We start from the raw sequence: 25,260 nt of genomic DNA on the forward strand, positions 1-25,260 counted from the left end.
CGGATCAATGGATTGGGCCTGCCGTACACGGGGTGCGGGGTGTCGGATCCCGTCCACTGCACCGACCTTGGTGTTGCAGGGTGGGTGTGATCCGCTGGTGCGGGCGGCGTCCGCGCGCGCCGTTGCCGCCGCGATTCCCGGTGCGCGCCTGTGTGTTGTGTCGGGTGTGGGTCATGCTGGGGTTCATGGTTGATCGTGTTGCTCTTGCTGATTTCCTCAGTCGTTCTCGTGCCCGGCTGGCCCCTGCTGACGTCGGTTTGCCGTCCGGTTCCCGGCGTCGTACGCCCGGGTTGCGTCGGGAGGAGGTGGCGTTGTTGGCGGGGTTGTCGGTGGATTATTACGCGCGTCTTGAGCAGGGGCGTGGTCCGCAGCCGTCGCCGCAGTTGTTGGTGGCGTTGGGGCGGGCGTTGCGTCTGGGGGAGGACGAGCGCGACCACTTGTTCCATCTGGCGGGTCATGTGCCGCCGCGTCGGCATGGGGTGTTGGCGCATGTGCGCCCCGGACTGCTGCTGATCCTGGATCGTCTGCACGATGTGCCCGCGCAGGTGGTCTCGGATGTGGGGGATGTGCTGGCGCAGAACGCGATGGCGGCGGCGGTGTTCGGGGACGCCGGTGGTTCTGGTCGGCGCAACCTGCTGCTGCGCTGGTTCACCGACCCGGCGAGCCGGGCGCTCTTCCCGCCGGAGGACCACGAGGCCCTGGCCCGCGCCCACGCCGCGGGCCTGCGCGCGGCGCACGCGGCCCGTCCGGGTGATCGGCGGGTGGCCGGGTTGCTTGCCGAACTCCTGGCGACGGGGGAGGAGTTCGCGGGCTACTGGGAGCGTCATGAGGTGGCGTTGCGGCGGAGTGGGGTCAAGCGGGTGTGTCATCCGGTGGTGGGGGAGTTGGTGCTGGAGTGCGAGGTGTTGGCGGCGGGGGGTGAGGATCAGTTGCTGTTGGTGCACACGGCCGCCGTGGGCAGTGAGAGCGCGTCGCGGCTGGAACTGCTTCGGGTGGTCGGCGCCGGGGTGTAACGCCCGGGCGTCCGTCGTGCCGTGCGACTGCCCGCCTGGTCGTCTGCCGTGCCGTGCCGTGTTGTGCCGTCGGTCGGTCGGTGGGGCCGGTTGGTGCGCTGCGGGCGGGTGTGGCTTGGCTCGCGTGCTGTTGCAGTTGCCGTGTGTGGGGTGCGGTGCCCCGTAGGCTGGGTGGGTCGGGGACGGTGTGTCACCGAGGCGACACGGCGACAGGTCGACATCTCGGCGTGGCGGTGTATCGGTGGTTCGACAGAAGCGGGCAGGCAGGGCGATGCAGTTCGATGACGAGGGTGATCTCGACACTTCGCAGGTGGATGACCGGCGGGGTGTTCCGGGTGGGAAGGTCGCCATCGGTGGTGGGGTGGTGGGTCTGATCGCGGTGCTGTTCGCGGTCGTCCTGGGGGTCGACCCGCAGCTGCTGGGCCTGTCCGACGGCGGTGGCAGCGGGTCCTCTGCTGCTGGGGTGCGGACGGACAGTGAGGTGCGTGAGTCGTGCAAGAAGGGTGTGGATGCGAACAAGCGTCAGGACTGTCGGATCACGGCGGTGACCAACAGTCTTCAGGAGTTCTGGGGTGCGGAGTTGCCGGCGCGTACGAGGGTGGCGTACAAGCCCGCCCAGACGGTGCTGTTCACCAACCGGGTCTCCACGGCGTGCGGTCCGGCGACGTCGGCGGTGGGTCCGTTCTACTGTCCGGGGGATCGGATGGCGTATTTCGATCTGGGGTTCTTCGACGAGTTGTCGACGCGTTTCGGTGCGAAGGGCGGTCCGTTCGCGGAGTCGTACGTGGTGGCGCACGAGTACGGGCACCATCTGCAGAACCTGCTGGGCACGATGCAGAAGGTCGGCAACGATCGGCAGGGTGCGGACAGCGCTTCGGTGCGGCTGGAGTTGCAGGCGGACTGCTACGCGGGGGTGTGGGCGCACCATGCGACGACGGTGCCGCAGGCTTCGACGGGGCGTCCGTTGGTCTCGGTGCTGACGGATCAGGACATCGCGCAGGGTCTGGACGCGGCGGCGGCGGTGGGTGATGACCGGATCCAGAAGCAGGCGACGGGGAGGATCAATCCGGAGGCGTGGACGCATGGTTCCTCCGCGCAGCGCAAGGCGTGGTTCACGACCGGCTACCGCGGTGGTGACATGACCCAGTGCGACACCTTCTCCGGCAGGATCTGACCCACCACCCCCGCTTGACCACGGTCCGCTTTCCCCTGCTTGACCATCGCCTGTTCGACCGTCGTCCTTTGTTTGATGAGTGCTTTGCGGGCGTGGGCTGTCCATGGCGTGGGCGTGCGCTGTTTCCGCATCACCCTGGGCTTCCCGCGGACTACCGGGAGTTCATCGACCGGTTCGGGCCGGGAGAGGTCCGCGGCTACCTGGGTGTGAACGCTCCGTGGCCGTGGCCGGGCGCATCGCGGGACGGGGTGATCTGGGACATGCCGTGGTCGGGGTAATGGGAGGGGTTGGGCCGGTTGGCCGTCATGCTGTGGAGGTGTCCCGGTCCCGGCGGTGTGGTCGGGGTCCGGTCGGGCGGGCAGTGGACTTCCTTGGAGGCGGGGCGGGCGTGGGTACATCTTCCGGGGGCCGGCACTGGTCGCGTCCGCAGTACCTGCACGAGGCGGTGACCAATCCGAACATCCATGTGCGGGGCACGCACAGTTACTACAGTGACGCCTGGAGCGAGGGCTTCGAGCAGTCGGTGGTGCGCTACCTCTACGGTGACGCGGTGAGCGTGGCTTCGTGGGAGCCGCCCCGGCCCGTCGACCAGCTTCACATCGGCGACTACGTCTGCATCGCCGCCGAGGCCGTGATCCTGATGGGCGGCAACCAGACCCACCGTACCGACTGGTTCAGTCTCTACCCCTTCCCCGGCAACGCCGTCGACGCCTACCGGCACAAGGGGGACACCGTGATCGGGGACGGTGCCTGGATCGGCATGCGCGCCATGATCATGCCTGGCGTCACCATCGGTGAAGGCGCCGTCGTCGCCGCACAGGCCGTCGTCACGCGCGACGTCGCGCCGTACACGGTCGTCGCGGGCAGTCGCGCCGTCCCCGTCGGTACCCGTTTCGACCCGGACACCGTTGACCGCCTCCTGGCTCTGGGCGTCTACACCTGGACCGAGGACAAGTTCACGGCCCTGCGCGCCGTGCTCTGCGCGTCCGACATCACCGCTCTCGAACTGTCGGCCCGCCGATACGACCACGACCGGGCTCCTGCCTGAGACACGGTGGACGAGTCGGTGTCGACCGCGCGTCGCACGCCTGCCGCGCCCGCGGGCCACCCGATCGAGCCACTCACAGGTCCCCTCGGTGGTTCCCGCTCACGCACTGAACGCGGCCGGCGCGGCCGAGGGGGGTGCTCACCGTCGTGGCCGCCGCTTCGTGGACCTGCGCGGCTGCCGCACCACTGACCGCTGGTCGTTGAAGGTCAGTATGAAAGGCGAGCCATTCCAGGCAGGGGCTCGATGAGCGTGTGGCCGGCCTGAGTGTGATACGGGACGACCAGATCCCGAGCAGTTCTGAAACGCTCGGCCGGTTCGGCCGGTTCGGCCGGTTCGGCTGGTTCGGCTGGCCCGCGGGCCTCCAGCAGGCTGACAGCTTCCTTCGTACGCATGAGGAAGATGTCCGTGTACGGGAGCGGACCGGACGCCCCAGCCACTCCGGCGAGAAGCCGGAAGCCCGCCATGACCACCGTGAGTGCCTGCACGAAGTCCTGTTCCCCCACGAGTTCCACGCCGGCCTTCATGGAAGCCATCACCCCGACGCAAGCGTTCATCGCGGTGCCGCTGAAATCCGGCCCGTCCGGCCGGCGAGCCGGGGCCTTGGAGGACAGGGCGACGCCGACGTGAGTGATGTAGTCGCTTGGGAAGTCCGCCTGCCGGAACTGGTCCAGCATCCTCTGCTGCTCGATGCGGTCCACGCTGATGCGGTTCGCCGGATGCTTCGCGCGTTCACGCTCCACGGCCCGGTCGACCGTCCCTGCGTGCCGATCCCTGTCCTTCCTCCTGAACGCTGGAGGCATCACGGCGAGGGAGATCCCGATCTGGACGAAGAGCCTCCCGTCTGTCGCCACGAACAGGCCGGCAACAGACCCCGCTGCGAGACCGGCTGCTGCGAACAGCGCCGCACGCGCCCTCCAGCAAGCCATCGCGAGCAGCACGAGCAGGATGGGAAGGCCGGTGACGGCGGCCGGCGGCCAGTCGATTGGTCCGGTGGAAATGGAAACCTGGTCGCGAACCGGTATCAGTCCTGCCAGTGCCCCGAGGACCAACAGCCGTATCCCCATGGCAGGTTCTCCACTCGACAGTTCCTCACGGATACGCGGGGAGTACGGCACGCCTTCTTCACGCGGTTCCGCGAGACGGGTTCCTCTCGGCACAGCCCGAGAAACGGGGCCGCAGGCCGCCCAACTGTGGCGGAGGTTCGGACACAGGTACTCAACTTGACGTTGAACGTCCGGCTTCGAACAGGCGGGCCCGGTGATCACTCGTCCGGTGCTCCTGGGACGGTGGCACGGCTGCCGGGGGTGTGATCGCGATACGCGCCGCAGGGGCAGCGCAATGATCGTGAAGCCCTGAGTCCGGCCCCGTGTTCCAGAGGGAGGCGCGTGCTGTTCTGCCGGCGGCAGAACAGCGGCCGGACCGGGCTCGACGATCACTACAGTCCAGTCCCATGGGGACGATTACGACGCGCACGGTCGAGTACCCGGCGGACGGTTTGACGATGATCGGCCACCTTGCTCTCCCGGCGGGTGTCGACCGCCGGCCCGCGGTGCTGCTCGGACCGGAGGGCATGGGGCTCAGCGACGTCGAGCGCCGCCGGGCCGACGCTCTCGCCGAGCTGGGATACACAACGCTGGCCTTCGACCTTCACGGCGGGCGCTATCTGGGCGCCCCCGAGGAGATGCTGGCCCGGTGCATACCGCTGCTCGCCGATCCGGACCGGATGCGGGGCATCGGCCATGCCGCGCTCGACGTGCTGCGCATCGAACCGCGGACCGACCCCGACCGGATCGCCGCCGTCGGCTACGGCACCGGGGGCGCCGTCGGGCTGGAACTCGGGCGCGCCGGCGCCAACCTGCGCGCGATCGGGACAGTCAACGCACTGACCACGGGCCGGCCGGGCGAGGCGGCGCGCATTCGCTGCCCGGTGTGGGCCGGGGTCGGGTCGCAGGACCCGATCATGCCGCCCGCGCAATGGAACGCGTTCACCGCCGAGATGCAGGCCGCAGGCGTCGACTGGCGCCTCACGGTCTACGGCGGCGCCTTGCACGCCTTCCACCACCCCCCGGTCGACCACCCCACGGTCCCCGGCGTCGGCTACCACCCAGAGCACGCACAGCGAGCCTGGCGCGACGTCGTCAACCTGCTCGCCGAGTGCCTGCCCGTGACGGCGGTACGGCCTTCATGTGATCCTGAACTCGGCCAAGAGATACAGGACTTGACGCGAACGCCGTGATGGTGACTCCGGTGGAACAGGGCGTGCAGTGCGAGCCGTTCGCGCAACTGTCACGCTTCCGAGGGGTCTTCTACGACTGCCTGACCGGACGGCGTGACGCGCTGTTCGAGCTCACCGACGCGGTGCTGTGCACCGACGGGCCGGTGAAGACCCTGGTCGGCCTGGCACTCGCACCCGAACACCGGCGCGGCCACGGAGCCCTGTACGGCGCGCTGAACAAGGGATGCCTGGACGTCGAGCGGCTGCGGACCGCATCGGTTGGCCTGCCACTGCTACTGCTACTGCCGCGGGCCGCCGACGGCCGCCTGGTCCTGGCGGTGGACGTCTCGCCCTGGCTTGGGCCCGACGCCGCCACCAGCGATGCCCGCTCGTTCTGCCACACCTGCGGTCGGGGCGAGAGCAAGCACCTGATGATCCCGGGCCGGCCCTGCTCGTGGGTCGTCGCCCTGGAATCGGGCCGGACCTCGTGGGTCGCCCTGCTGGACGCCGTCCGGCTACGGCCGGGCGACGACCTCGCCGCGGTCACCGCCGCACAGCTGCGGGACCTGATCGAGCGCTTGGTCGCCGCCGGTCAGTGGAGCCCGGGCGACCCGTCGGTGTGGATCGTGGCAGACGCCGGTTACTACGTGATGTGCCTGGCTTACCTGCTGCGCGACCTGCCCGTGGAGATCCTGGGACGCCTCCGTTCGGACCGGGTGATGCGGCGCCCGGCGCCGACCCGTGCGGAGTCCGCCCTCGCCAATCCGGCCGGCGGGCGGCCGCCCGAGCACGGCGGCGAGTTCATCCTCAAGGACGCCAGGACCGCTCCACCCCGAACTGCAGCAGCACGCCGCCTGGCAGGACCACCCCGGCCGGCTCCCGGCCATCGAGGGCACCGTGATCCGCCTCCAGGTCGACCACCTGCCCAGCGGCGGTGACCCCAAGCCGCTGTGGCTGTGGTGCTCACGCCCCGCAGCCACTCCGACGGACACAGCCCTGGCCTGGCAGACCTTCCTGCGACGGTTCGACATCGAGCACTTCCTCAGGATGATCAAGCAGACGCTCGGCTGGACCGCCCCGATGCTGCGAGACGTCGAAGCGGCGGACCGCCGGACCTGGCCGATCGTCGTTACCCACACCCAACTCCGCCTCGCCCGACCGCTCGCCATCGACCTACGACACCCATGGGAGAAGCCGGCCGAACCGAACAAGCTCACCCCCGCCCGGGTCCGCCGCGGGTTCCGACACTTGCACGCCCGAACCTCAACGCCGGCCGAAGTGCCGAAACCCTCCCGGCCCGGCCCCGGACGCCCACCCGGCTCGAAGAACCGCCGCCCCGCGACCCGCTACGACGTGGGCCCGCTCCGGGCCACCGGCGAGCCCCACCGCAGACCGGCCCACCACAAGGTCGGCACCAAACTGGGCCGCGCCGGACAAATCACAAGCTCAAGAGCGGGCCAGCCGACCGCTCGGTGGCTGACCCCCACGGGCGTGGGGAGGAGGAGAAGCTGAATTTTTTGCTTGACCAAGCAGGGCGGGTGACCCCCACGTGGGTGGGGGAGGAGCTCCTTTGATTTGGTGGCTCCGTACGGTCTCATGGCTGACCCCCAGGGGCGTGGGGAGGAGCCGCAGGAGACCTCACCCGAGCCGTACAGCGTCGGCTGACCCCCACGAGCGTAGGGAGGAGGGACCGACGGCGGCCTGGACAGCGGCGGCGATCGGCTGACCCCCACGAGCGTGGGGAGGAGCCACTGATTGAGCCGCTTCGTGCGGAACTCTGCGGCTGACCCCCACGAGCGTGGGGAGGAGGGGCACGCGCCGGTTGTTCCCCCGGCCGGGCGCGGCTGACCCCCACGAGCGTGGGGAGGAGGCGGCCGTCGCCGCCGAACTCCTCTCCCAGGACGGCTGACCCCCACGAGCGTGGGGAGGAGAGCAGGCACGCCTGGACGATCTGGACGAGGGACGGCTGACCCCCACGAGCGTGGGGAGGAGACCCGCTCGGGGACCCACTCCACAGAAGCAGGCGGCTGACCCCCACGAGCGTGGGGAGGAGCGGAACCCGGAGGCAGGGCCGGCCGGTTGGAGCGGCTGACCCCCACGAGCGTGGGGAGGAGGGCACGTACGTCGCTCCGACCGTCGGGATCCCCGGCTGACCCCCACGAGCGTGGGGAGGAGAGGTGAACTTCGGTGAGTACGCGACCCAGTGGCGGCTGACCCCCACGAGCGTGGGGAGGAGGTCTTCCTCGTGGTGGTGGTCTTGCGGGTCTGCGGCTGACCCCCACGAGCGTGGGGAGGAGGCGACGGCGTTGGCGACGGTGAACGCGAGGAACGGCTGACCCCCACGAGCGTGGGGAGGAGGTACCAACCGCAGAAGGTCCGCGCCGCGCTGGCGGCTGACCCCCACGAGCGTGGGGAGGAGTCGCGGCGCTGGCCGGGCACGGTGCCGCTCAACGGCTGACCCCCACGAGCGTGGGGAGGAGTGCAGTTGGCCGCGTGCCAAGCGTCGGTGAAGCGGCTGACCCCCACGAGCGTGGGGAGGAGGGGTACACCCGGTGCCAGAAGTGCGGGATCAGCGGCTGACCCCCACGAGCGTGGGGAGGAGCCGCCGGTCACCCACCCGGCGAACTCGTGCGCCGGCTGACCCCCACGAGCGTGGGGAGGAGACCCGCTCGGGGACCCACTCCACAGAAGCAGGCGGCTGACCCCCACGAGCGTGGGGAGGAGGCTTTCCGACCTGCGGCGCAGCAGCGCCTTTGCCGTTTCTTGACCAGTTTGGATGGTTGGCGAGAGGGATGGCTGCTGGTGGTCTGTTGAGGTGTCAAAGGTCTGTGTTCATCGTGTCACCTGTCGGTGGTTCCTCGCCGGGGTGTGGCTGGTCTTCCCGAGGCCCGCCCTTGCAGGGAGGAGCTCACCCACGACGTGCCGAACGTCGCAAAGGAGGCTGACCTCCGCGGGCGTGGGGAGGAGCTGGCAGCGTCCGGGTGGGCCGCGCCACCGGCCGGGTGACCCCCATGGGCATGGGAGGAGTGGGACGCTGTCCGGAGAGCGTCCAGGGACGCCGGGTGCCCCCCGCTTGTGCCGGGAGGAGGCGTCGAGCGTTTGGAGTCGCTTGAGTCACGGTGGCTGACCCCCGCGGGTGCGGGGAGGAGGTGCTTTCCACCTCGTAAAGAGCCTCGGCGAGCGGCTGACCCCTGCTCGTGCGGGGAGGAGTGGCTTGCGGTGCCGGTCAGGTCGTAGGGGAACCGGTGGGGGGCGCCGACCGTGGTCGAGGTGCCAGGCGGCGAAGTGGTCGGCGTTGGTGTCCACGCCGACCGTCCCGGCCGCGCGGGCCGCCTCCAGCGGCATCGTCCGCACCACCGGGCGAGTCCACGAGGCGTCCAGGTACCAGCGGCTCCGCCCCACATCCAGGTGGATGCGGTACGCGACCGCCCGGGTGCCCTCGATCCGGTCCCGCCATTCCTCGCCCCGGTGCGGGAACGCCACCCTCGCGGCCAGGACGTACCGGCCGTTGGCGGCGTTGGCGTGCCCGGCGAGCGGGGCAGGCAGCTTGATCGACACCTCGCCCTGCGGGGTGACCCGGATCGTCTCGTTCCCAAAGCGCTTGCCCGATTCGCCCGTTCAGGCCGCCCCGGGTCAGGCCGTCTCGCATGCCGCCTCGGTGGGGACTTCCGGCAGGATCCGGCTCCGGCCCCCGCTCACCGCGAAGTACAGCACCCCGGCCACGCCGACCCCGATGAACCAGGTGTACGGCCCGAGCGCCGCGCCGTAGCCCGCCGGCCCGTACACCGGCAGCAGGCTGGAGAAGACCGCGCCGACGGCGGCGGCCGCGAAGGCCCGCACGTTCCAGCCGCCCTGGAAGCGGAACTCGCCGTCCTCCCGGTAGAGCGCCGGGACGTCGACGCGGGCCCGGCGGATCAGGTAGTAGTCCACGATGACCACCCCGAAGATCGGGCCCATGGTCGCGCCGATGGCGTTGACGAAGCTCGGCGCGCTGTCCCAGGGGTGCAGGGGGTAGAGCAGCAGCGAGATCCCGGCGGCGATCAGGCCCCAGCGCCGGAAGTCGACGTACTTCGGGGCGACGTTGGCGAAGTCGAACGCCGGGCTGACGAAGTTCGCGACCACGTTGATGCCCAGGGTCGCGACCGCGAAGGTCAGCGCGGCCAGCAGGACGAGGAAGACGCTGTCGAACCGGGCGGAGATCTTGGCGGGTTCGAGGATCACCTGGCCGTAGACCTTGCCGGCGGCCGCGGTGGTCAGGGCGGCCACGAAGGAGAACAGGACCAGGTTGACCGGCAGCCCCCACAGGTTCCCCTTGCGCAGCGTCTTCTCGTCGGGCACGAAGCGCGCGAAGTCGCCGAAGTTGAGGACGAGGGCCGCGAAGTAGGTGATCCACGTCGCCGCGATCGCCGCGATCGCGGCGAACGAGCCCGGCACCACGTCCAGCCCGGTCGCGCTCTTGGCGAGCGCGGCGAGGTCGGCGGCGGGCATGTCGACCGAGAAGGACAGCGCGCCTGCCTTGACCGACAGGGCGACGGCCAGCACCAGCATCATCACCCAGACGAGCGGCCCGGCGAAGTCCTGGAAGCGCCGCACCGTCTCCATCCCCTTGCTGATGACCAGCAGCTGCGCTGCCCACACCCCCAGGAAGCACACCACCTCCAGGCCGCTGTGCCCCAGTAGGTGGGTGCTCGCGTGGAAGTGCCGCGGGCCGCCGTACCGGGTGAGGAACGCGACGATCGCGCCGGCCGCCGCGCTGGTCTGCGCCCCGTACCAGAACGTCGCGACCACGGCCCGCACCAGCGCCGGCACGTTCGCGCCGAACGTGCCGAAGGAGGCCCGCGCGAGCACCGGGTACGGCACCCCGGTGCGCACCCCCGCCCTGCCGATCAGCGTCATCAGCCAGTAGATCACCAGCGAGCCGACGCCGATCCCGATGACGAACCTGAAGGCGTCACCGGCGGCCAGGAACAGGCTGGCGGCCAGGAAGTAGCCGTAGAGGCTGTGGACGTCCGAGGTCCACACGTTGAAGATGCTGAATGCCCCCCACCTGCGCTCGATGGTGGGGGCCAGGTCCTCGTTGTACAGGCGCGGCGAGTACCGCGCCAGGACCGAGCCCGGGATCGTGCCCGGGGCCGCTGCCGGGGCCGAGGTGGGGGCTGCGCCCGCTTCCGCTGCCATGCTGTCTCCTTGCCGCCGCGCCCCGCGGCGGCACGCTCGCTCCGTCGAGGTGGCAGTCCCGGGTGCCGGACCAGGTGCCAGATGGCATACAGGGAACGGGCCGCGCGTTTCCCCCTGATACCGCCGACGTAAGCGGCACATCAACTCCGGAAGCACCGTTCCGCATGGCGGAACAAGGTGCCCCGGTGCCCGCCGGCACCGGGGCACCCGTCGGTCAACCCCTCAGGACGGCGACCACTGCTGGTTGGACTGCCGGTTGCACGCCCACAGCTGGACGGCCGTGCCGTCACCGGTGGCAGCGCCCGCCACGTCCAGGCACAGCCCGGACTGGACCCCGGTCACACTCCCGTCCGCGTTGAACGCCCACTGCTGGTTCGACTGCCCGTTGCACGTCCAGACCACGACCTTGGTGCCGTTGGCCGTCCCCTTGTCGTAGGCGTCCAGGCACAGCCGCGCCGTCCCGCTGTAGACCGCCAACTCCCCGGCCGACGTCCGGGTGAAGAGCTGGTTGGCCGCCCCTGTGCAGCCCCAGATCTGGGCCTGGGCCCCGGGGGAGGTCGACGCGCCCGCCACGTCCAGGCACTTGCCCGCCCCCACGGCGTGCAGCGCCCCGCCGGTACCGCCGCCGGTACCGCCGCCGGCGGACGTCACGCCCGCCGCCGCGATCACCTGCTGCGCCCCGGCGGGCCAGTTGGTGCCGCTGACCTGGACGTTGCCGGTGAGGACGTTGTTGTGCGGGGCCCCGGTGGCGACCTGGGTGGCGCCGCCGTTGTACCAGTTGCCGGAGAAGGTGCTGTCGTTGGTGTTGTTGGTGGCGCCGGCGTTGGTGAAGGCCCACACGCCGGAGTCCTGGATGACGTTGCTGCTGAGGGTCTCGCTGCGCGAGCCCTCGTCCAGGTAGAGCCCGACGGTGTTCTTGTTGTCGTAGACGTAGTTGTGGTCGATGCTCGTGCCGGGGTTCGCGGACAGCGTGTAGATGCTGCCGCCGTCGTGGAACACCTTCTTGGTGCCGTGCACCTTGTTGTAGCTGATGACGGTGTTCTTCAGGGTCGTCGCCGTGCTGTAGACCGGCTGGTAGTCGTAGAGGCCGCGGTCGCGGTAGTCCTGGCTGCCGCCGGCGTCGTTGGCCCCCCAGCCCCAGCCGGCGTCGATGCCGTCGTAGGCGAGGTTCGCGACCTCGTTGTGGGTGATGACGGCGTGGGTGACGTAGGTCGAGAGGATCCCGGCCATGTCCTTGTAGTCCTTGGCGACGTCGGTGACCAGGTTGGACTGGATGGTGATGTTCTGGACCGTCATCGCCGGGTCGGACGGGTGGTGGGCGTCCGGCCGCACACCGCCGACCACGATGCCCGCCCCGGAGTCGTCGGTGAACGTGTTGCCCGAGACAGTGATGTCCGAGGCACCCAGGCCGACGCCGGAGGCGTGGGCGTTGGCGTCGTTGCCGATGCCGAGGGCGACCTGGCCCAGGTGGGTGAAGGAGTTCCCGGAGAAGGTGATCGCGGAGGCCGCCGAGACCTGCACGGCCGCCGGCACCTGGCTCCAGTTGTTGCGGGCGGCCTCGAACAGCTTGCAGCCCGACTGGCAGGAGGTCATGAAGTCCGCGGGCTGGTTGAAGGTGCCCGCCAGGATCGCCCCGCTCTGCTGGTCGGCGTAGCCGAGGTTGGTGCCGGGCTGCAGCCAGGTGGTGTGCTGGAAGGCGATGCCCTGGAAGGCGATGTCGTGCGCGGGCTTGCTGTAGCTGCTGCCGCCGATCTGCAGCAGGGAGGTCAGGCGAGGCAGTTCGATGTCGTGGGCGCCGGCCTGCCAGCCCGCGGGCGCCTTGTAGTACAGCTGGCCCGCCTGCGGGTCCAGGTACCACTGCCCGGCGGACTTGAGGAACGCGTACGAGTTCTCCAGCTGCAGCGCCCCGCCGGCGAAGGGCTTGGCGAGGGTGTCGTAGCCCCAGTTGTTGTTGTTCCAGGCGGGCTGCTGCATGGTGACGGTGGCGCCGCTGATGGACTGCACCGGGGCGATGCGGTCGGTGAAGGAGTTCTGGCTCTCCACCTCGATCCGGTTCTGCTGCGGCAGCGTGGCCAGGTAGTTCAGCGCCGGGTTGACGATGGTCATCCCGGTGGCGGTGATGTTCACGTCGCTGCGCGAGATCGGGATCGCGGCCCGGGGCGCGAGCGCCCCGTCGACGAAGAGCTGCCGCGAGTCGCTGCCGGCCGCTACCGGCGCGGCGTAGATGTTGTTCGCGGAGTCCTTGAGGGTCCAGCCGGTCACCTGCTGTCCGCCCGACAGCACCGGGCTCGCGCCCAGCGCGGCCTGCCAGACCACCTGGTGGCCGTTGCTGCCGGAGTCCGCGGCGCCGAAGGTCAGCGGTGCGCTCAACCGGTAGGTCCCGCCGGCCAGTTGCACCACGATGTCGCCGGTCATGGCGGAGTTGGCGGCCTGCACGGCGGACTTCGCCTGGGCCAGGGAGCAGGGGGCGGCGGCGGAGCAGGTGCTCCCGCTGCCGGTCGGCGAGACGTACAGGGTGGTCGCCGTGGCCGCGTGCGAGAGCGCGGCGGGCGTGACGGCGGCGGCTACGGCCGTCAGGCCCGCGACGAGGACTCCCGCGGTGCGGCTGGACGCGCGGTGGCGTCCGCGTGGGGTGGTGGGTCGGTTCACCTGAGCGCTCTCTCCTCGCGTCAACTGCGGTCCCATTTCTGGTTGGTGGCGCCGGTGCACTGCCACAGCTGGATCAGGGTGCCGTTGGCCGTGCCGTAGGCGCTGACGTCCAGGCACAGCCCGGACTGCACGCTGGTGACGGTGCCGTCGGCGTTGACGTTCCACTGCTGGTTGGTCTGGCCGTTGCAGTCCCAGGTGATCGCCTTGGTGCCGTTCGCGGTGCCCTTGGCCTCCGCGTCCAGGCACTTGCCGCCGAGGACGCGCAGCTCCTTGGCGGCGGTCTGGGTCCACTGCTGGTTAGCGCCGCTGTGGCAGTCCCACAGCTGGGTCTGGGTGCCGTTGGCCTGGGTGCCGTTGGTCTGGGTGCCGTTCGGCACCTCCAGGCAGCGGTTGGCGCTGGTGCTGCGCAGCGGGGCGCCCGTGCCGCCGCCGGTGCCGCCGTAGCCGGCGGTGTTGACGCTGGCCTGCACCGCGTTCTCGGTGGCGTCGGTCGGGAAGCCGGTGGTGATCGCGCCTTCGAAGAACTCGCCCTGTCCGGAGACGCTGTTGTCGCCGCCGGTCCCGAGCAGCAGGGAGCTGTCGGTCTTCATCGGGGAGTAGCCGTTCGGCAGGGCGCCGGAGTACGTGGTCGTGAGGCCGCCGCTCGCGGCGTTGCCGTACTTCAGGGTGAAGTTGCTGGTCCCGTTGTTCTTCTCCAGCGCGGTCACGAAGGGGTAGTGCACGCCCTGGTTGTTCGGGTCCTTGTTGGAGCCGGTGTTGGTGTGGAACATCCCGTTCTCCAGGTCGGCCTCGACCCACGGGCCGGTGCCGGTGCAGTTCTTGAACCAGCAGGCGTTGCCCCAGTAGATGGCGTTCATGGTGGCGTCGCCGGTGTCGGTGTGGGTGTTCTCGCCGCTGCCGTAGTCGAAGCAGCACCACTGGTCGGTGAACTCGGAGGAGGTCACCATGTAGATGCCCTCGGGCTGGGAGCCGGTGGGCGCCCCGTTGGCGTGGTCGATCCGGTAGCCCACGCCCTGGGTGACCTTGACGCCGAACACCTGGTGCCCGCCCGCCATGACGGGCAGCGCGGAGGCGTCGGCGCCGACGTCCTCGCCGTTGGGGCCGGGGCCCTTCCAGTAGCCGCCCCACGAGATGGCCAGGTCGTTGTGGCGGCTGGTCTGGTCGTAGATCTTGGTGATGATGCACGAGGTCCCGGCGCAGAAGGACGTCTGGGCCGACGCGTCGGCGTAGCCGCCGGGGGCGAACGGGCCCACGTCGCGGTACGCGTGGTCGGAGCCGCGCTGGACTTGGTACAGCGGGCCGTTGTACGCCGCGAACAGCGCCCGGGTGGTGGCGTGGGCCGCGATGCAGGGCGCGCCACCGGCCGCGTAGAGGTCGCAGGGCAGCGCCGCCGCCTCCGCGGCGGGGGCGCTCGCGGTGCCCGGGCCGCCGAGCAGGGCCATCGCCACCGCGAGGATCAGCAGTAGCACGGTGCCGGGGCGGTGTAAGAGGGTGAAGCGGGGGGTCATGCGGTGGTGCATCGGAGCCTCCTGTGGGTGGGACACGAGGACACATGGACGCGAGGACACGGGGGTGCGAGGACACGGGGGTGCGAGAGCGAGAGGGGTGCGAGAGCGCGAGGGGTGGAACGGCGACCCGCGATGAGTACGACACATTCCACTGCGGCGCCAGTGAGGCGGCTCGCCCATTGTGAGCGCTCACAAAGGCGGTGGAGCAGCGCTGATGGTGCGGCCCGCCGCGGGGCAGTCGCGGTGAGCCGAAATGAGACTGACACATGGCTCCTCCGGGCGACAAGGCATGTGCAGCACATAAGTATCCGGAACGCGCGTCGGCCGCTCCACCGCGCTGGGGCGGTGGAGCGGCCAACGGGTTGAGGCAGGGTCAGGGCCGGGGCAGGGTCAGGGCCGGGGAAGGGTCGGGGTCAGGGGAAGGCGACCACGTTGCTGGGCACGGTGCTGCCCGTGGGAGTGGCGGCCCCCGTGTCGTTGACGACGCGGCTGATCGTGCCCTTGCCGCCGAGCGAGACGGTGAGCACGTCGTGCAGCCGCACGCCCGGGGCGCTGGGCACCTCGAACGCGTGGTAGCTGCTCACCGCCGGGTTGGTGTTGAAGTAGCAGTAGCTGCCCAGCCCCCACGCCTCGTGCGAGGTGACGAGGTCACCCACCTTGTACGCGGCGTAGCCCTTGGTCCCGGTCGGGCTCATCCAGGCGGCCTGGTTCGGCACGTCGTACGGCATCTCGTTCTGGAAGAAGATCGTCCGGCCGTTCTGGCCGTTCCAGGTGACGTTGTACTTCTGGTAGTGCTCGACGAACAGGCCCGTGGCCACGACGTTGTCGCCGTTGACGACCAGTCCGTTGTCGGCCGTGTTGACGCCCCAGCCGACCGTGCCCGCGTTGCCGTGGTCGGCGCGCCAGGCCCAGATGTCGTCGATGATCGCGTCGTTGCTGTTGACGACCAGGCTCGTGGTCGCCTTGCCCGCGATCTCGCCGCCGATGCGGAAGAAGACGTCCTGGACGGTGGTCGGGTCGCCCGCGTGGCGCACGCCCGTCCCCGGGGCTCCGACCGTCAGCAGCGCGGCCGAGTTGACGGTGCCGGCGTCGAACAGCAGGCCCTTGAGGCGGACGCCGTCGACGTCGGCGACCCGCATCGCGTCGACCCCGTGGTCCGGTACGAACGTCGGGAAGCCGATGCCCAGGACGACGGTTCCGGCCCGGGTGACGTCGAGCGTGCGGTCGAGGTGGTAGACGCCCGGGGTGACGAACAGGTTGCACCCCTGCGCCAGCGCCGCATTGATGGTCGAGGCGGTGTCGCCGGCCTTGACGACGTAGAACCGGTCCATCGACAGCGAGCTGCCCGCCGTGGCGCCGCCCGCCCAGCTGGGGCCCGAGGCGTCGGTGCGCAGAGCGGGCAGGAACACCCGGTACCGGCCGGCGCCGTCGACGTAGAGGTAGGGCACGTCACGCGAGACGGGCGTGGTGCCCAGCGTGGTCTCCGGGGGGTTGGGGAAGGTGTTGGCGGGCGCGCCGGCGGTGCCGGAGAAGACCATGTTCCACACCCCGCCGTTCCAGCCGCCCAGGCTGCTGTCCCGGGTGTACCACTGCTGCTGCGAGGAGGACGCGGCCTGGCCCGCCACCTTGCTGTCGGCGAGGTAGCCGCCGCTCGCCCAGCCGTAGCCGGCCGGGTAGAGCTGCAGGTCGCCGCGGACGTCGATGCGCCGCAGCGGCGCCGCCTGCGCCACCGCCCAGCGGTTGCCGCCGGCTGGGTTGATGGCCAGGTTCTCCGCCGAGCGCCAGAAGTTCTGCGTCGCGTTGCCCGCGTCCGAGGCGTTGAACGCGTCCACCGTGACATGGCCGTTGATGGTCACGTCGCCCGGGTTGAGCCCCAGGCCCGCGACCGAGGTGTAGAACCCGACGTTGTCCTCCACGGTGTACACGCCGGGCTTGAACAGGTCGGCCACCCGGTCCTCGGAGAACTGCGCGCTGTTGGTGTCCTTCATCCGCGCGAACTGCGCGTCCAGCTCGGCCTGGATGGCGGCACTCGACATCCCGGGGTCAAACACGTGCACGTTCGGGCCCAGGTCCGGCGTATCCGACCGGTCCGGGCACCCGTCCGTGGAACCGCCGCCGGTGCCGCCGCCCTGGGTGTAGCTGAAGTGCGGGGTGTCGTACTGCGGACCGTCCTTCTCGTACGTGAACCAGTACTCGACCACGGCGTCGGCGGCGAGCGAGCTGACCGTACGGGTCCAGCTGCCGCCCTCCTGCGCCATCCGGAAGTTCTGCTGGTTCGCGCCGCCGACCAGGTAGTGGACGTCCACGTACCGGGCCGGCGCCACCGGCGTGAACACGATCCGCACCTGCGAGGCACCGAGCGCCGTGGCGCTCTGGGAGTAGTCGTCCGAGGCGGCGGAGGCGGCGGCCGCGGACGCGAGGCCGAACACCCCGGCGAACGCCAGGGCGAGCGCGGCCAACAGCGCCCCGACCCGCGAAAGGACTGTGCGATGCATACGGTGGATTCCTCTCGTCCGCGTTCGCGAAATGAACACCGGTTCAATCCCGCGGAAGCCCCTCACCCGACCATCGATGGGGAGTGAGCATGTCAGAACCGGAGTCTCACGGCGCCCTGATCCCCCGTCAAGAGCCAGCGCGCCGTTCACCTTCTGAACAAGGCCGTTCACCTTCTGAACAAGCCACCCCGCCCAGGCGGCGCAATGGCTCGCCAGCGGCTGACCCACAGCGCACCCGCACCTAGTGATCGTGCCATCTGCCGGTGGTGCCCCATCGGGATGTTGCTGATTTGTCCGGGGTCCGTCCCAGTGGGTATGTGCGGTTGGCCGTACCTTTCACCTTGGTGTCTCGGCTCCACTGGTCGCCGTCCGGTAGATTCTGCGGCCAGCTGGGCGGCACACGAAGCGGCTGCGGGCCGCAGGTTCGACACGGGGGCGTGGCATGCGGGGCGGACAGGGGCGGGACCGGCAGGTGACGGACCTGTTGGAGTGTTGGCGGGCCATCGAGCTGTTCAGCCCGCCGACGATTCCGGAGGTTCCTCGCAAGCGTCGTACGGGCAGGCTTCGCGCTTCCGACACGGTGGTCGTCGATCTCTCGCCGACTGCGGGTCAGGCCCGGCCGCTGTTGCCGTGGGCTGTGGAGCATCCGGAGACGGCCGCTCATCGGGCGTTGCACGGGATGGTGTGGCGACACGAGGTGTATGGCGGGGTGTTCGACCTCGAGCTGCTGCGCCAGGCGATGATCGCGGTGCTGCCCGAGGGCACCGACCCGGATCCCGGGGTGCCGCAGGAGGAGTTGGTGCTGCCGGGCAAGAGCGCGATGTTCGCGCTGGTCCTGGACGAGTACGGCCGCCCGGTCGAGGGGACGTCGGTGGTGTCGGCGTGTGCTTGGGCGACGGGGCGCCTGTTCGATCCGGGGCCTTCGGCACCGGGGTGGTTGGACGGCTTCGAGGACTTGGGTGAGGCGTTCGAGGTCGCGGTGGGTCAGCTGGCCGCCGCGCCGATCGCGTACACCACCGGGGAGCGTCCCGCACCGGGTCCGTACGGCCTGCAGGTGTTCCGGCCCGTGGGGCCGGCACCGGCTTCGGAGGGCAGCCCGGCCCGCGCCTGGCAGCAGCTGCTCGCCGAGGTCCTGGGCGGGGCCGCGGTGGCGGCGGTCGGCGCCCTGTTCGGCCAGGTCGCGGGCGCCGCCGTGCAGGGGGCAACGGAACCGTTGGTGAAGCGGGTCGCGGACTGGGTGGCGACCCGCCGCCCGGCGCAGGACGGCGCCGCCCAAGGTCACGCGCCCACTGACAGCCACGCGCCTGCCGAGCCCGCCAGGCCGACCGAGCCTGCCGGCTCAGCGGTCACAGCCGACGCGGCCCCGCCCGCGGACGGCCCCGACGTCCGCCCGGTCGCGTTCGCCGACCTCGTCGCCCTGACCGCTCAGATCGCCCACCTCTGCGGCGTCCAGCACCACCTTGATCCGCGCATGATCCGCGTGCGCAGTTACCTCGTCCGACTTCCCCGCGACCCCGGCGTCAAGCCCGCCGCCAACCAACCCTTCCTCAACAGTCTCCTGCCGCCCGACCTCGCCCGGGTCCGCGCCTCCCTCGAGGCGGAGGACGGTGCCGGCCTCGGCCCCGCCCTGGACGCCTACCTCACCCCGCGTACCGCCGTCGCCGTCCACGCCCGCACCGACCTGCGCCAGGACCGCCGCACCGTCCTCGACGGCGTCGCCCCCGCCCTCGTGCCCGCCGGCCGGTGGCCCGCCAACGCGGGCCACCCGCTCGCGCTCAGCCAGCAGTTCGCCGTCAACCGCATGCTCGCCGACCGCGAGGGCACCGACGGCGGCCTGTTCTCCGTCAACGGCCCGCCCGGCACCGGCAAGACCACCATGCTGCGCGACCTCGTCGCCGCCCTCGTGGTCGAACGGGCCGCGGTGATGGCCTCCTACAGGCGGCCCGGGGACGCCTTCGCGGGACGCGCCTGGCAGGGCCGGAACCGCCAGGGCCACAAGCGCTACGTCGCCGCCCTCGATCCCAAGCTCACGGGTTACGAGATCGTCGTCACCTCCTCCAACAACGGTGCCGTCGAGAACGTCACCGCCGAACTGCCGGGCGCCGCGGCCCTCGACGAGCACTGGCACGGAGGCCCCGACCACTTCTCCGACCTGGCCTCCGCGCTGCTCGACGGCGCCCCCGCCTGGGGCCTGGTCGCCGCCGTGCTCGGCAACAAGGCCAACCGGACGAAGTTCGCCCAACGCTTCTGGTGGGGCAACCTGACCGAGAAGGAGACCGACGCACGCACCGCCGCCGGACTCCCCCCGCTGCGCGGAATGAAGACGATCCTCGGCGACTGGATCCCGCCGCGCGCCCCGAAACCCGCCCGCACGCCACCGCGAGGGGGCAACCACCCCGCCCCTGCCCCTGTCCCCGCCCCGACCGGCCCTGTTAAGCCCGTCCCCTCCTGGCACGAGGCCGTCACCGCCTTCAAGGCCGCCCAGGCCGAAGTGGAACGCCTGCGCATCGAACGCGCCCACCTCGCCACCGCCCTGGCCGAGACCGAATCGGGCCGCGGCCGCGCCCGCCTCGACGCCCTCCGTACCGCCGTCGCCCACGCCGACCAGCGAGCCACGGCCGCCGAGGCCCGGCACACCGACGCCACCACAGCCGTCCTCACCGCCGGATCCACCGCCGTAGCCGCCGAAGCCGCCCACCAAGCCGCCACCCGACGCGTCCCCCAGGCCCGCGAAGCCCTCGCGGTCGTCCGCGCCGACCTGGCGGCCGCCCGCGAACGGGCCCACCACCACCGCCAGTACATCGACGCCCTGACCGCCCGCCACGAAGCACCTCCCGCCGCCGAACCCGGCCTGCGCGCGGGCCTGCGCCGACTGCTCCAGAGCACAGCCGAACGCCAGGCCGCCGAGCAGCAGCACGAACGCACCCAGGCCGAGATCCTCGACCTGCTCGTCCAGCAACGCACCGCCCTGCAGGACGCCGACGGCCACATCGCCCGCTGCGTCCACGCCGAGGAACTCGCCGAGCACCAGCACGCCGACTCCGCCACCGTGCTCGCCCAGGCCACCGCCGCCCTCGACAGAGCCCTCACCCGTGAGGACGCCGCCCGCACCGCCGAGTCAGCCGCCTACCAGGCCGTCCAGCACGCCCGGCGTGACGCCACCGCCGCCCGACGCGACCTGGCCGCCGCCACCGCCGACCTCGACTCCGCCCACCGTGACCTCCGCCAGGCCGCCACCGCCCTCCCCAGCCTGCCCCTCGACTGGTCCCACCTCGACGACCAGCAGCAGGAACTCGGAGCTCCCTGGTCCGACGAAGCCTGGTGCACCGCCCGCAGCGACCTCTTCCTGCGCGCGCTCGACCTGCACCGCGCCTTCGCCGCCAACAACGCCCTGCGCATCAGCGGCAATCTGCAGACCCTCATGGACCTCATGGCCGGCACCAACGGCCCCATCCCCGACAAACAGGTCGCCCAGGCCTGGCAGACCCTCTACCTCCTCGTCCCCGTCGTCTCCACCACCTTCTCCTCCATCGGCAGCATGTTCGCCCGCCTCGGCCAAGGCAGCATCGGCTGGATCCTCGTCGACGAAGCCGGCCAGGCCACCCCGCAGGCCGCCGTCGGAGCCCTCTGGCGCGCCCGCCGCGCCGTCCTCGTCGGCGACCCCCTCCAGCTCGAACCCGTCGTCACCATGCCCTCAGCCCTCCAACGCCGCCTCCTGCTCGCCCACGGCGTCGACGAGGAATGGCTCCCCTCCACCACCTCCGCCCAAGCCGTCGCCGACCGTGTCAACCGCTACGGCACCTACCTGCCCGACCCCACCGGCAACGACGACGAGACCGTCTGGGTCGGCTCACCCCTACGCGTCCACCGCCGCTGCGAAGACCCCATGTTCACCGTCAGCAACCAGATCGCCTACGACGGCCTCATGGTCCACGGCACCCACCCCAAGCCGTTCCCCAACACCGACCAGGACGGCCTCCTGCCCAGCCGCTGGCTCGACACCCCCGACCCCACCCGCAACAGCTCCGACCCCTGGGGCGAACGCGACCGCCGCGCCCTCGACTTCGTCCTCCACAGCCTCCACCGGCACCACGTCACCCCCGAACGCCTGCGCATCATCGCCCCCTTCCGCGCCCTCGTCCGAGAAGCCCGCGAAACCTGCCGTACCCACCCCGGCTGGACCACCGAACTCCTCGACGAACGCTGCGCCACCGTCCACAAGGCGCAGGGCAAGGAAGCCGACGCCGTCATCCTCCTGCTCGGCGCCGGCCGCCCCGGCGCCCGCGCCTGGGCCGCCCGCACCCCCCACCTCCTCAACGTCGCCGCCAGCCGCGCCAAACGCCGCCTCTACGTCATCGGCGACCGCGCCCTGTGGTCCGACCTGCCCCACTTCGACGTCCTCGCCGCCGAACTGCCCGTCTACCGCCACCTCGAGGACCGCGACACCTGGCCCCGCGACCGCCCCGAACCACCGGCGGCGTCGGCGTAGTGCCGACCGGCGCCCGCCAGGCCTGACCGTGGCACCGCGTCAGCGCCGACGCCACGGCCAGCCGGACTCCGCTCCAGCGGGGGAAGCCGGAGCCCGCGGAAGAAACCGGTGACGGTTCGCCGACCCCCGACTGTGCGGGGAGGACAGGACAGGCCGGTTGAGCACCGGGAGCATGCACGGTTGACCCCCGCGCCTGCGGGGAGCAGCTGGACTGGCTCCGGGGCTGGTTCTCCGCACGCGGTTGCCCGCTTCCGAGCGCGGAGAGGATCTCGCGGCGATCGGTGAAGATGGCCGATGCCATCGCCCTGGCCAGACTGCGCGGTGCCGCAGACGGAGACTGGGCGCTGGGCACCGCTGTGACGGTGGGCCCCGCTTCGCCGAGGGCGACCTGCTGTCGATTCTGGGTCACCAGGGCGCGTACGACCGGGCGAGCCGATCCGCCGCCATCGAGCCCCACGGCCTGTTGCACGCGCCTACCCCAGGATGGCGCCGCGCTCCTGGGCGACTGCCTCCAGACCGTACCGGGCCACGTGGTCCGGGTTGGTCAGGTCGATGGTTCGGATGCCCTGTGCGGTCAGCTGCTCGTTGATCCGGTCCAAGTGCTGCCGGACGAGCTGCTTCTCGGCGTCGGTGGTGCGGCCCTTGTGAGGCTTGCCGGCGTGCTCCAGGCTGGCGTAGTTGATGCGGTCCTTGGCCGCGGGCTGCTGAGCCTGGCTCGGAATGCTCCGGGGCACCCGCTTGGCGCTGCGCAGCACCTCGGCCATGGAGCCGTCCGACACCAGACGGTTGAACGCCTCGGCCTCCATGACGACGGTCTGCGGTTCGTCTGAGTCCGGGTAGTGCAGCTCGAACGTCACCAGGTCGAGTGCCAGGTCCTGAACGCCGGACAGCTCCTCGGCCAGCGCCTCGATCTCGACGGGGCCGTCTTCCAGGTCAGGGTGGTCCTGAACGACGATGCGCACCAGCTGGGCGTCGTCGTCGACGTGCTTGCCGGTCAGGTCCGAGAAGCGGATGACTTTCTGGCCCATGGGTTCCTCTCCTGACTACCTTGATCCAGGACGAGAGCCTATCCCCCGAACCCACTGGCCGTAGCCGCTCACGAACCCGCTCGTGCGGGGAGGAGGCGATGATGCTGGCCGTGGTGCGCCGCACCGCTGGCTGACCCCCGCTCGTGCGGGGAGGAGACCCTGTTCACCTCACCGGTTCACGGGTCACCCGGCTGACCCCTGTGGGGGCCAGATTCGTTTATCCACGACAGGGTAGGACACCCGCTCAGGGCTCCACCCGGCGGGCGTACACGCCATCGGCGAGCAGGGAGAAGCCGTGCCGCTCCCATGCTCGGCGAAGCTTCTCGATCGCCTCCTCGTCCGGCCGCCGGACCTCCGGGTCGTCGGAGTCATAGCTGCATGGTTCGTCCGGCCCGTGGTCGTGGATCGGAGCCGGGTAGCAGACGGCCAGCGCTCCCGGGACGGCCAGACGGCGCAGAGCCTCGACGGCCAACCGCATCCCCACACCCTTGCCCCGCCACTCGTCCGAGACGTGGACCGATTCCAGTAGGAGTAGCAGCGAGGGGTGCAGCTCGGCGAGCACCGGCACGAGCCCCCCGTCCTCGGTGAAGATCACGCGCGGGATGCGGTCGAGTAGGCCAGGGTCCTGCCCCAACGTCTCCCGCGGATTCGGTGTGATGCCCGGGATGACTCGGGTGATGTCGGCGGTGCCGAAGACCTTGGCTCCGTTCTCGTAGAAGTTGGCCCGCCAGCGGTCCGCGTTCCTCGACCAGTCAACGTCCGCGAAATGGCGCGACTCGTACGAGATGACCAGACGGTCAGCCATCGGTGCTCTCCCTTGCAAGTGGGGGCAGGCCCCTCGCCAACGAGCACGAGGGGCCTGCCAGTGTGCCAGGAACCGCTACTTCGACGGCTGGGCGGGCTTCTCCTCGGCGGGCTCCAGCGCGGGGTCTTCGGCGGGCGGGTCGTCGTCCGGCTCCGCCTCGGTCGGCGGCGGCACCGGGGGAAGGGCCGCGCGGTTGTCACTGGGCAATCTCGCCGTCCTCCGGGTCCACGAAACCGTTCGACCGCGTCGGGTCGGCGCACTCCCCGCACAAGGGGTCGTGGTGGCGGTCACGCTGCCGGCCTACCCAGGCCACGCGGTCGCGGTCACCCTCGCGGGCGTACTGCGACGCCCACCCGTCGAACATCCGGCACTCCAGGCACGCACTCGCCGTGATCCCCGGCGGGTTCGACTCCATCACGGTCAGCGGGCCTTCGGCCCCGGACTGGCCGGTCATGAACTCCGTCAGAGGCTCACGCGGCATCGCGCACCCCCAGCGGGCACGAGCCGACGTGCAGCCGCCGCAGGACCCGGACGTCGGCCAAGGCCGACTCGTCGCGGTACCAGCCACCGTGGTCTCTAACCGATTCGCCTTGGCCGCACGGGCCTCCAGGGCGGCGCACTCCGGGCACGTCGGCGGTGCTGCCTGCTCGCGGACCTGTTCCGTTCGAGTGCCCATGCCCGTACCTCCCGTGCAATCCCACGCGAAATCCCGTCAACAGGACGGTAGGGAGAGGCCGGAACGGGTTGCTACGAAGTTCTACCGGATTCCACGCCAGTCGGCGCAGGTCACCCAAGCAGCCCAGCCGCCGACTCGATCAGCTCCCGCGCCGCGGGGCCGTACACGGCCAGCCCGGCCAGCTCGGACAGCTCGGCGAAGGTCTCGGCGTACATCGCCACCTCAGAGGGCTGCGAGATCGTCAGGTAGCCGGAGACAAGTTCCACGTTCACCTGCGCGGAATCGAAGATCCAGAAGCCCTCGGCCGGCCACCTCACCCGGTCTGGCCGCATTGGCACAATCCCCAAGCTGACATTGGGAAGTGACCCGACGCCTGACAGGTGGTGGAGTTGGTCGCGCATCACGGACGTGCCACCGATACCGGAGTGCAGAACCGACTCTTCCACCAGGAACGCGAACCGGCGGTCCCCTTCGTAGACCACCCGCTGACGCTCCATGCGGGAGGCCACGGCGGCGGCAACGTCGTCCACCAGGCCCCGGCGCTGCTGGATAGCCCGGAGAGCCGCTTCTGTGTACCCGGGCGTCTGGATCAGCCCAGGGATCAGCCACGACGAGTACGACCGGAACCGGTGCGTGCGCTCGTACAGCGGGCGGCGGGCCTCTTGGGCCTGCTTCAACCCCGCCCGCTCGATGCGCCGCCACTCCACGAACATGCCCGCCACAGCACGGAGATTGGCGATCAGGTCAGCCGTCCTCTCGGGCACCCGACAGGCACGACACCAGGCTCGAATGTCCTCTTCGGACGGCGGGGTGTGGGCGTTCAGTAGGCGGCTGACCTTGGACGGGTACCAGCCGCAAGCGGCGGCCAAGTCTCGCCCGTTGAGCCCAGCGTCCCGCTGAATCTCGCGGAGCTGATCCGCAAGTCCTTGGCGGGCACGTTGGACACTCGAAGACGCCGAATCGGCCATGTGCTCAGTACCGA

16 protein-coding genes, 2 pseudogenes and 1 CRISPR repeat array are annotated in these 25,260 nt (G+C 70.8%); of the genes and pseudogenes, 7 read left to right on the forward strand and 11 right to left on the reverse strand.

All coding sequences use genetic code 11. The features are described from left to right. The first annotated feature begins 7 nt into the window (after window positions 1-7). From ACFV8H_RS15905 to ACFV8H_RS15920, 4 genes are all read left to right on the forward strand, one after another. The gene (locus tag ACFV8H_RS15905; RefSeq protein ID WP_380400077.1) at window positions 8-193 is read left to right on the forward strand and encodes an alpha/beta hydrolase; all 186 of its coding nucleotides are present in this window, start codon (window positions 8-10) and stop codon (window positions 191-193) included. Then, window positions 186-1,013 (forward strand): helix-turn-helix transcriptional regulator, encoded by an 828-nt coding sequence (locus ACFV8H_RS15910; protein WP_380400079.1) that lies wholly within the window; start codon window positions 186-188, stop codon window positions 1,011-1,013. Before ACFV8H_RS15905 ends, ACFV8H_RS15910 begins: the two co-directional genes overlap by 8 nt. Window positions 1,014-1,284: 271 nt before the next feature. After that, window positions 1,285-2,187: a neutral zinc metallopeptidase gene (locus ACFV8H_RS15915; RefSeq protein ID WP_380400081.1), complete on the forward strand. Its 903-nt coding sequence runs from the start codon at window positions 1,285-1,287 to the stop codon at window positions 2,185-2,187. Between the two features lie 445 nt (window positions 2,188-2,632). Beyond that, entirely contained in the window at window positions 2,633-3,235 is a 603-nt protein-coding gene (locus ACFV8H_RS15920) for a CatB-related O-acetyltransferase (protein ID WP_380400083.1), read from the forward strand. 206 nt (window positions 3,236-3,441) lie between these two features. Here ACFV8H_RS15920 and ACFV8H_RS15925 read toward each other — a convergent pair whose 3' ends face one another. Further along, complete coding sequence (locus tag ACFV8H_RS15925) at window positions 3,442-4,299, reverse strand: hypothetical protein (protein ID WP_380400085.1); 858 nt, start codon at window positions 4,297-4,299, stop codon at window positions 3,442-3,444. 386 nt (window positions 4,300-4,685) lie between these two features. On the opposite strand from ACFV8H_RS15925, the gene ACFV8H_RS15930 reads away from it, so the two are divergent. Continuing rightward, a complete protein-coding gene (locus tag ACFV8H_RS15930) occupies window positions 4,686-5,471 on the forward strand; it encodes a dienelactone hydrolase family protein (RefSeq protein ID WP_380400087.1) in 786 nt (261 codons plus the stop codon). Beyond that, window positions 5,471-6,842: pseudogene (locus tag ACFV8H_RS15935) on the forward strand (transposase); the annotation flags it as partial. The gene ACFV8H_RS15930 and the pseudogene ACFV8H_RS15935, both read left to right, overlap by 1 nt. 81 nt (window positions 6,843-6,923) lie before the next feature. Beyond that, a CRISPR array of direct repeats spans window positions 6,924-8,174; the repeat unit is 29 nt; unit sequence CGGCTGACCCCCACGAGCGTGGGGAGGAG. 485 nt (window positions 8,175-8,659) lie between these two features. Here the strand turns inward: ACFV8H_RS15935 and ACFV8H_RS15940 are convergent. The 5 genes and pseudogenes from ACFV8H_RS15940 to ACFV8H_RS15960 form a co-directional block, all read right to left on the reverse strand. Next, window positions 8,660-9,065, reverse strand: a pseudogene (locus ACFV8H_RS15940) (IS200/IS605 family accessory protein TnpB-related protein); the annotation flags it as partial. Window positions 9,066-9,083: 18 nt separating this feature from the next. Beyond that, on the reverse strand, window positions 9,084-10,628 hold the full coding sequence (locus tag ACFV8H_RS15945; protein ID WP_380400089.1) for an NCS1 family nucleobase:cation symporter-1: 1,545 nt from the start codon (window positions 10,626-10,628) through the stop codon (window positions 9,084-9,086). A gap of 222 nt (window positions 10,629-10,850) precedes the next feature. Beyond that, window positions 10,851-13,277: a ricin-type beta-trefoil lectin domain protein gene (locus ACFV8H_RS15950; protein ID WP_380400091.1), complete on the reverse strand. Its 2,427-nt coding sequence runs from the start codon at window positions 13,275-13,277 to the stop codon at window positions 10,851-10,853. 20 nt (window positions 13,278-13,297) lie between these two features. After that, window positions 13,298-14,797 (reverse strand): arabinofuranosidase catalytic domain-containing protein, encoded by a 1,500-nt coding sequence (locus ACFV8H_RS15955; protein ID WP_380400093.1) that lies wholly within the window; start codon window positions 14,795-14,797, stop codon window positions 13,298-13,300. Window positions 14,798-15,198: 401 nt separating this feature from the next. After that, entirely contained in the window at window positions 15,199-17,280 is a 2,082-nt protein-coding gene (locus tag ACFV8H_RS15960) for a hypothetical protein (protein ID WP_380400095.1), read from the reverse strand. Between the two features lie 709 nt (window positions 17,281-17,989). Here ACFV8H_RS15960 and ACFV8H_RS15965 point away from each other — a divergent pair. Beyond that, window positions 17,990-21,769, forward strand: a complete 3,780-nt coding sequence (locus tag ACFV8H_RS15965) for a DEAD/DEAH box helicase (RefSeq protein ID WP_380400097.1) — start codon at window positions 17,990-17,992, stop codon at window positions 21,767-21,769. 473 nt (window positions 21,770-22,242) lie between these two features. Here the strand turns inward: ACFV8H_RS15965 and ACFV8H_RS15970 are convergent, their stop codons facing one another. The 5 genes from ACFV8H_RS15970 to ACFV8H_RS15990 all read right to left on the reverse strand — a co-directional run bounded on the left by ACFV8H_RS15970 (window position 22,243) and on the right by ACFV8H_RS15990 (window position 25,246). Next, window positions 22,243-22,797: a hypothetical protein gene (locus tag ACFV8H_RS15970; protein WP_380400099.1), complete on the reverse strand. Its 555-nt coding sequence runs from the start codon at window positions 22,795-22,797 to the stop codon at window positions 22,243-22,245. A 244-nt stretch (window positions 22,798-23,041) separates the two neighbouring features. Further along, complete coding sequence (locus ACFV8H_RS15975; protein WP_380400101.1) at window positions 23,042-23,602, reverse strand: hypothetical protein; 561 nt, start codon at window positions 23,600-23,602, stop codon at window positions 23,042-23,044. Window positions 23,603-23,677: 75 nt separating this feature from the next. Further along, entirely contained in the window at window positions 23,678-23,809 is a 132-nt protein-coding gene (locus tag ACFV8H_RS15980; protein ID WP_380400103.1) for a hypothetical protein, read from the reverse strand. Beyond that, window positions 23,799-24,056, reverse strand: a complete 258-nt coding sequence (locus ACFV8H_RS15985) for a hypothetical protein (RefSeq protein WP_380400105.1) — start codon at window positions 24,054-24,056, stop codon at window positions 23,799-23,801. The genes ACFV8H_RS15980 and ACFV8H_RS15985 overlap by 11 nt, the downstream gene beginning before the upstream one ends. A gap of 332 nt (window positions 24,057-24,388) precedes the next feature. Further along, entirely contained in the window at window positions 24,389-25,246 is an 858-nt protein-coding gene (locus tag ACFV8H_RS15990) for a helix-turn-helix domain-containing protein (RefSeq protein ID WP_380400107.1), read from the reverse strand. Window positions 25,247-25,260 lie beyond the last annotated feature (14 nt).

Origin of the sequence: Kitasatospora sp. NPDC059827 (assembly GCF_042731675.1) — a bacterium.
In the GTDB taxonomy this organism is placed as follows: domain Bacteria; phylum Actinomycetota; class Actinomycetes; order Streptomycetales; family Streptomycetaceae; genus Kitasatospora.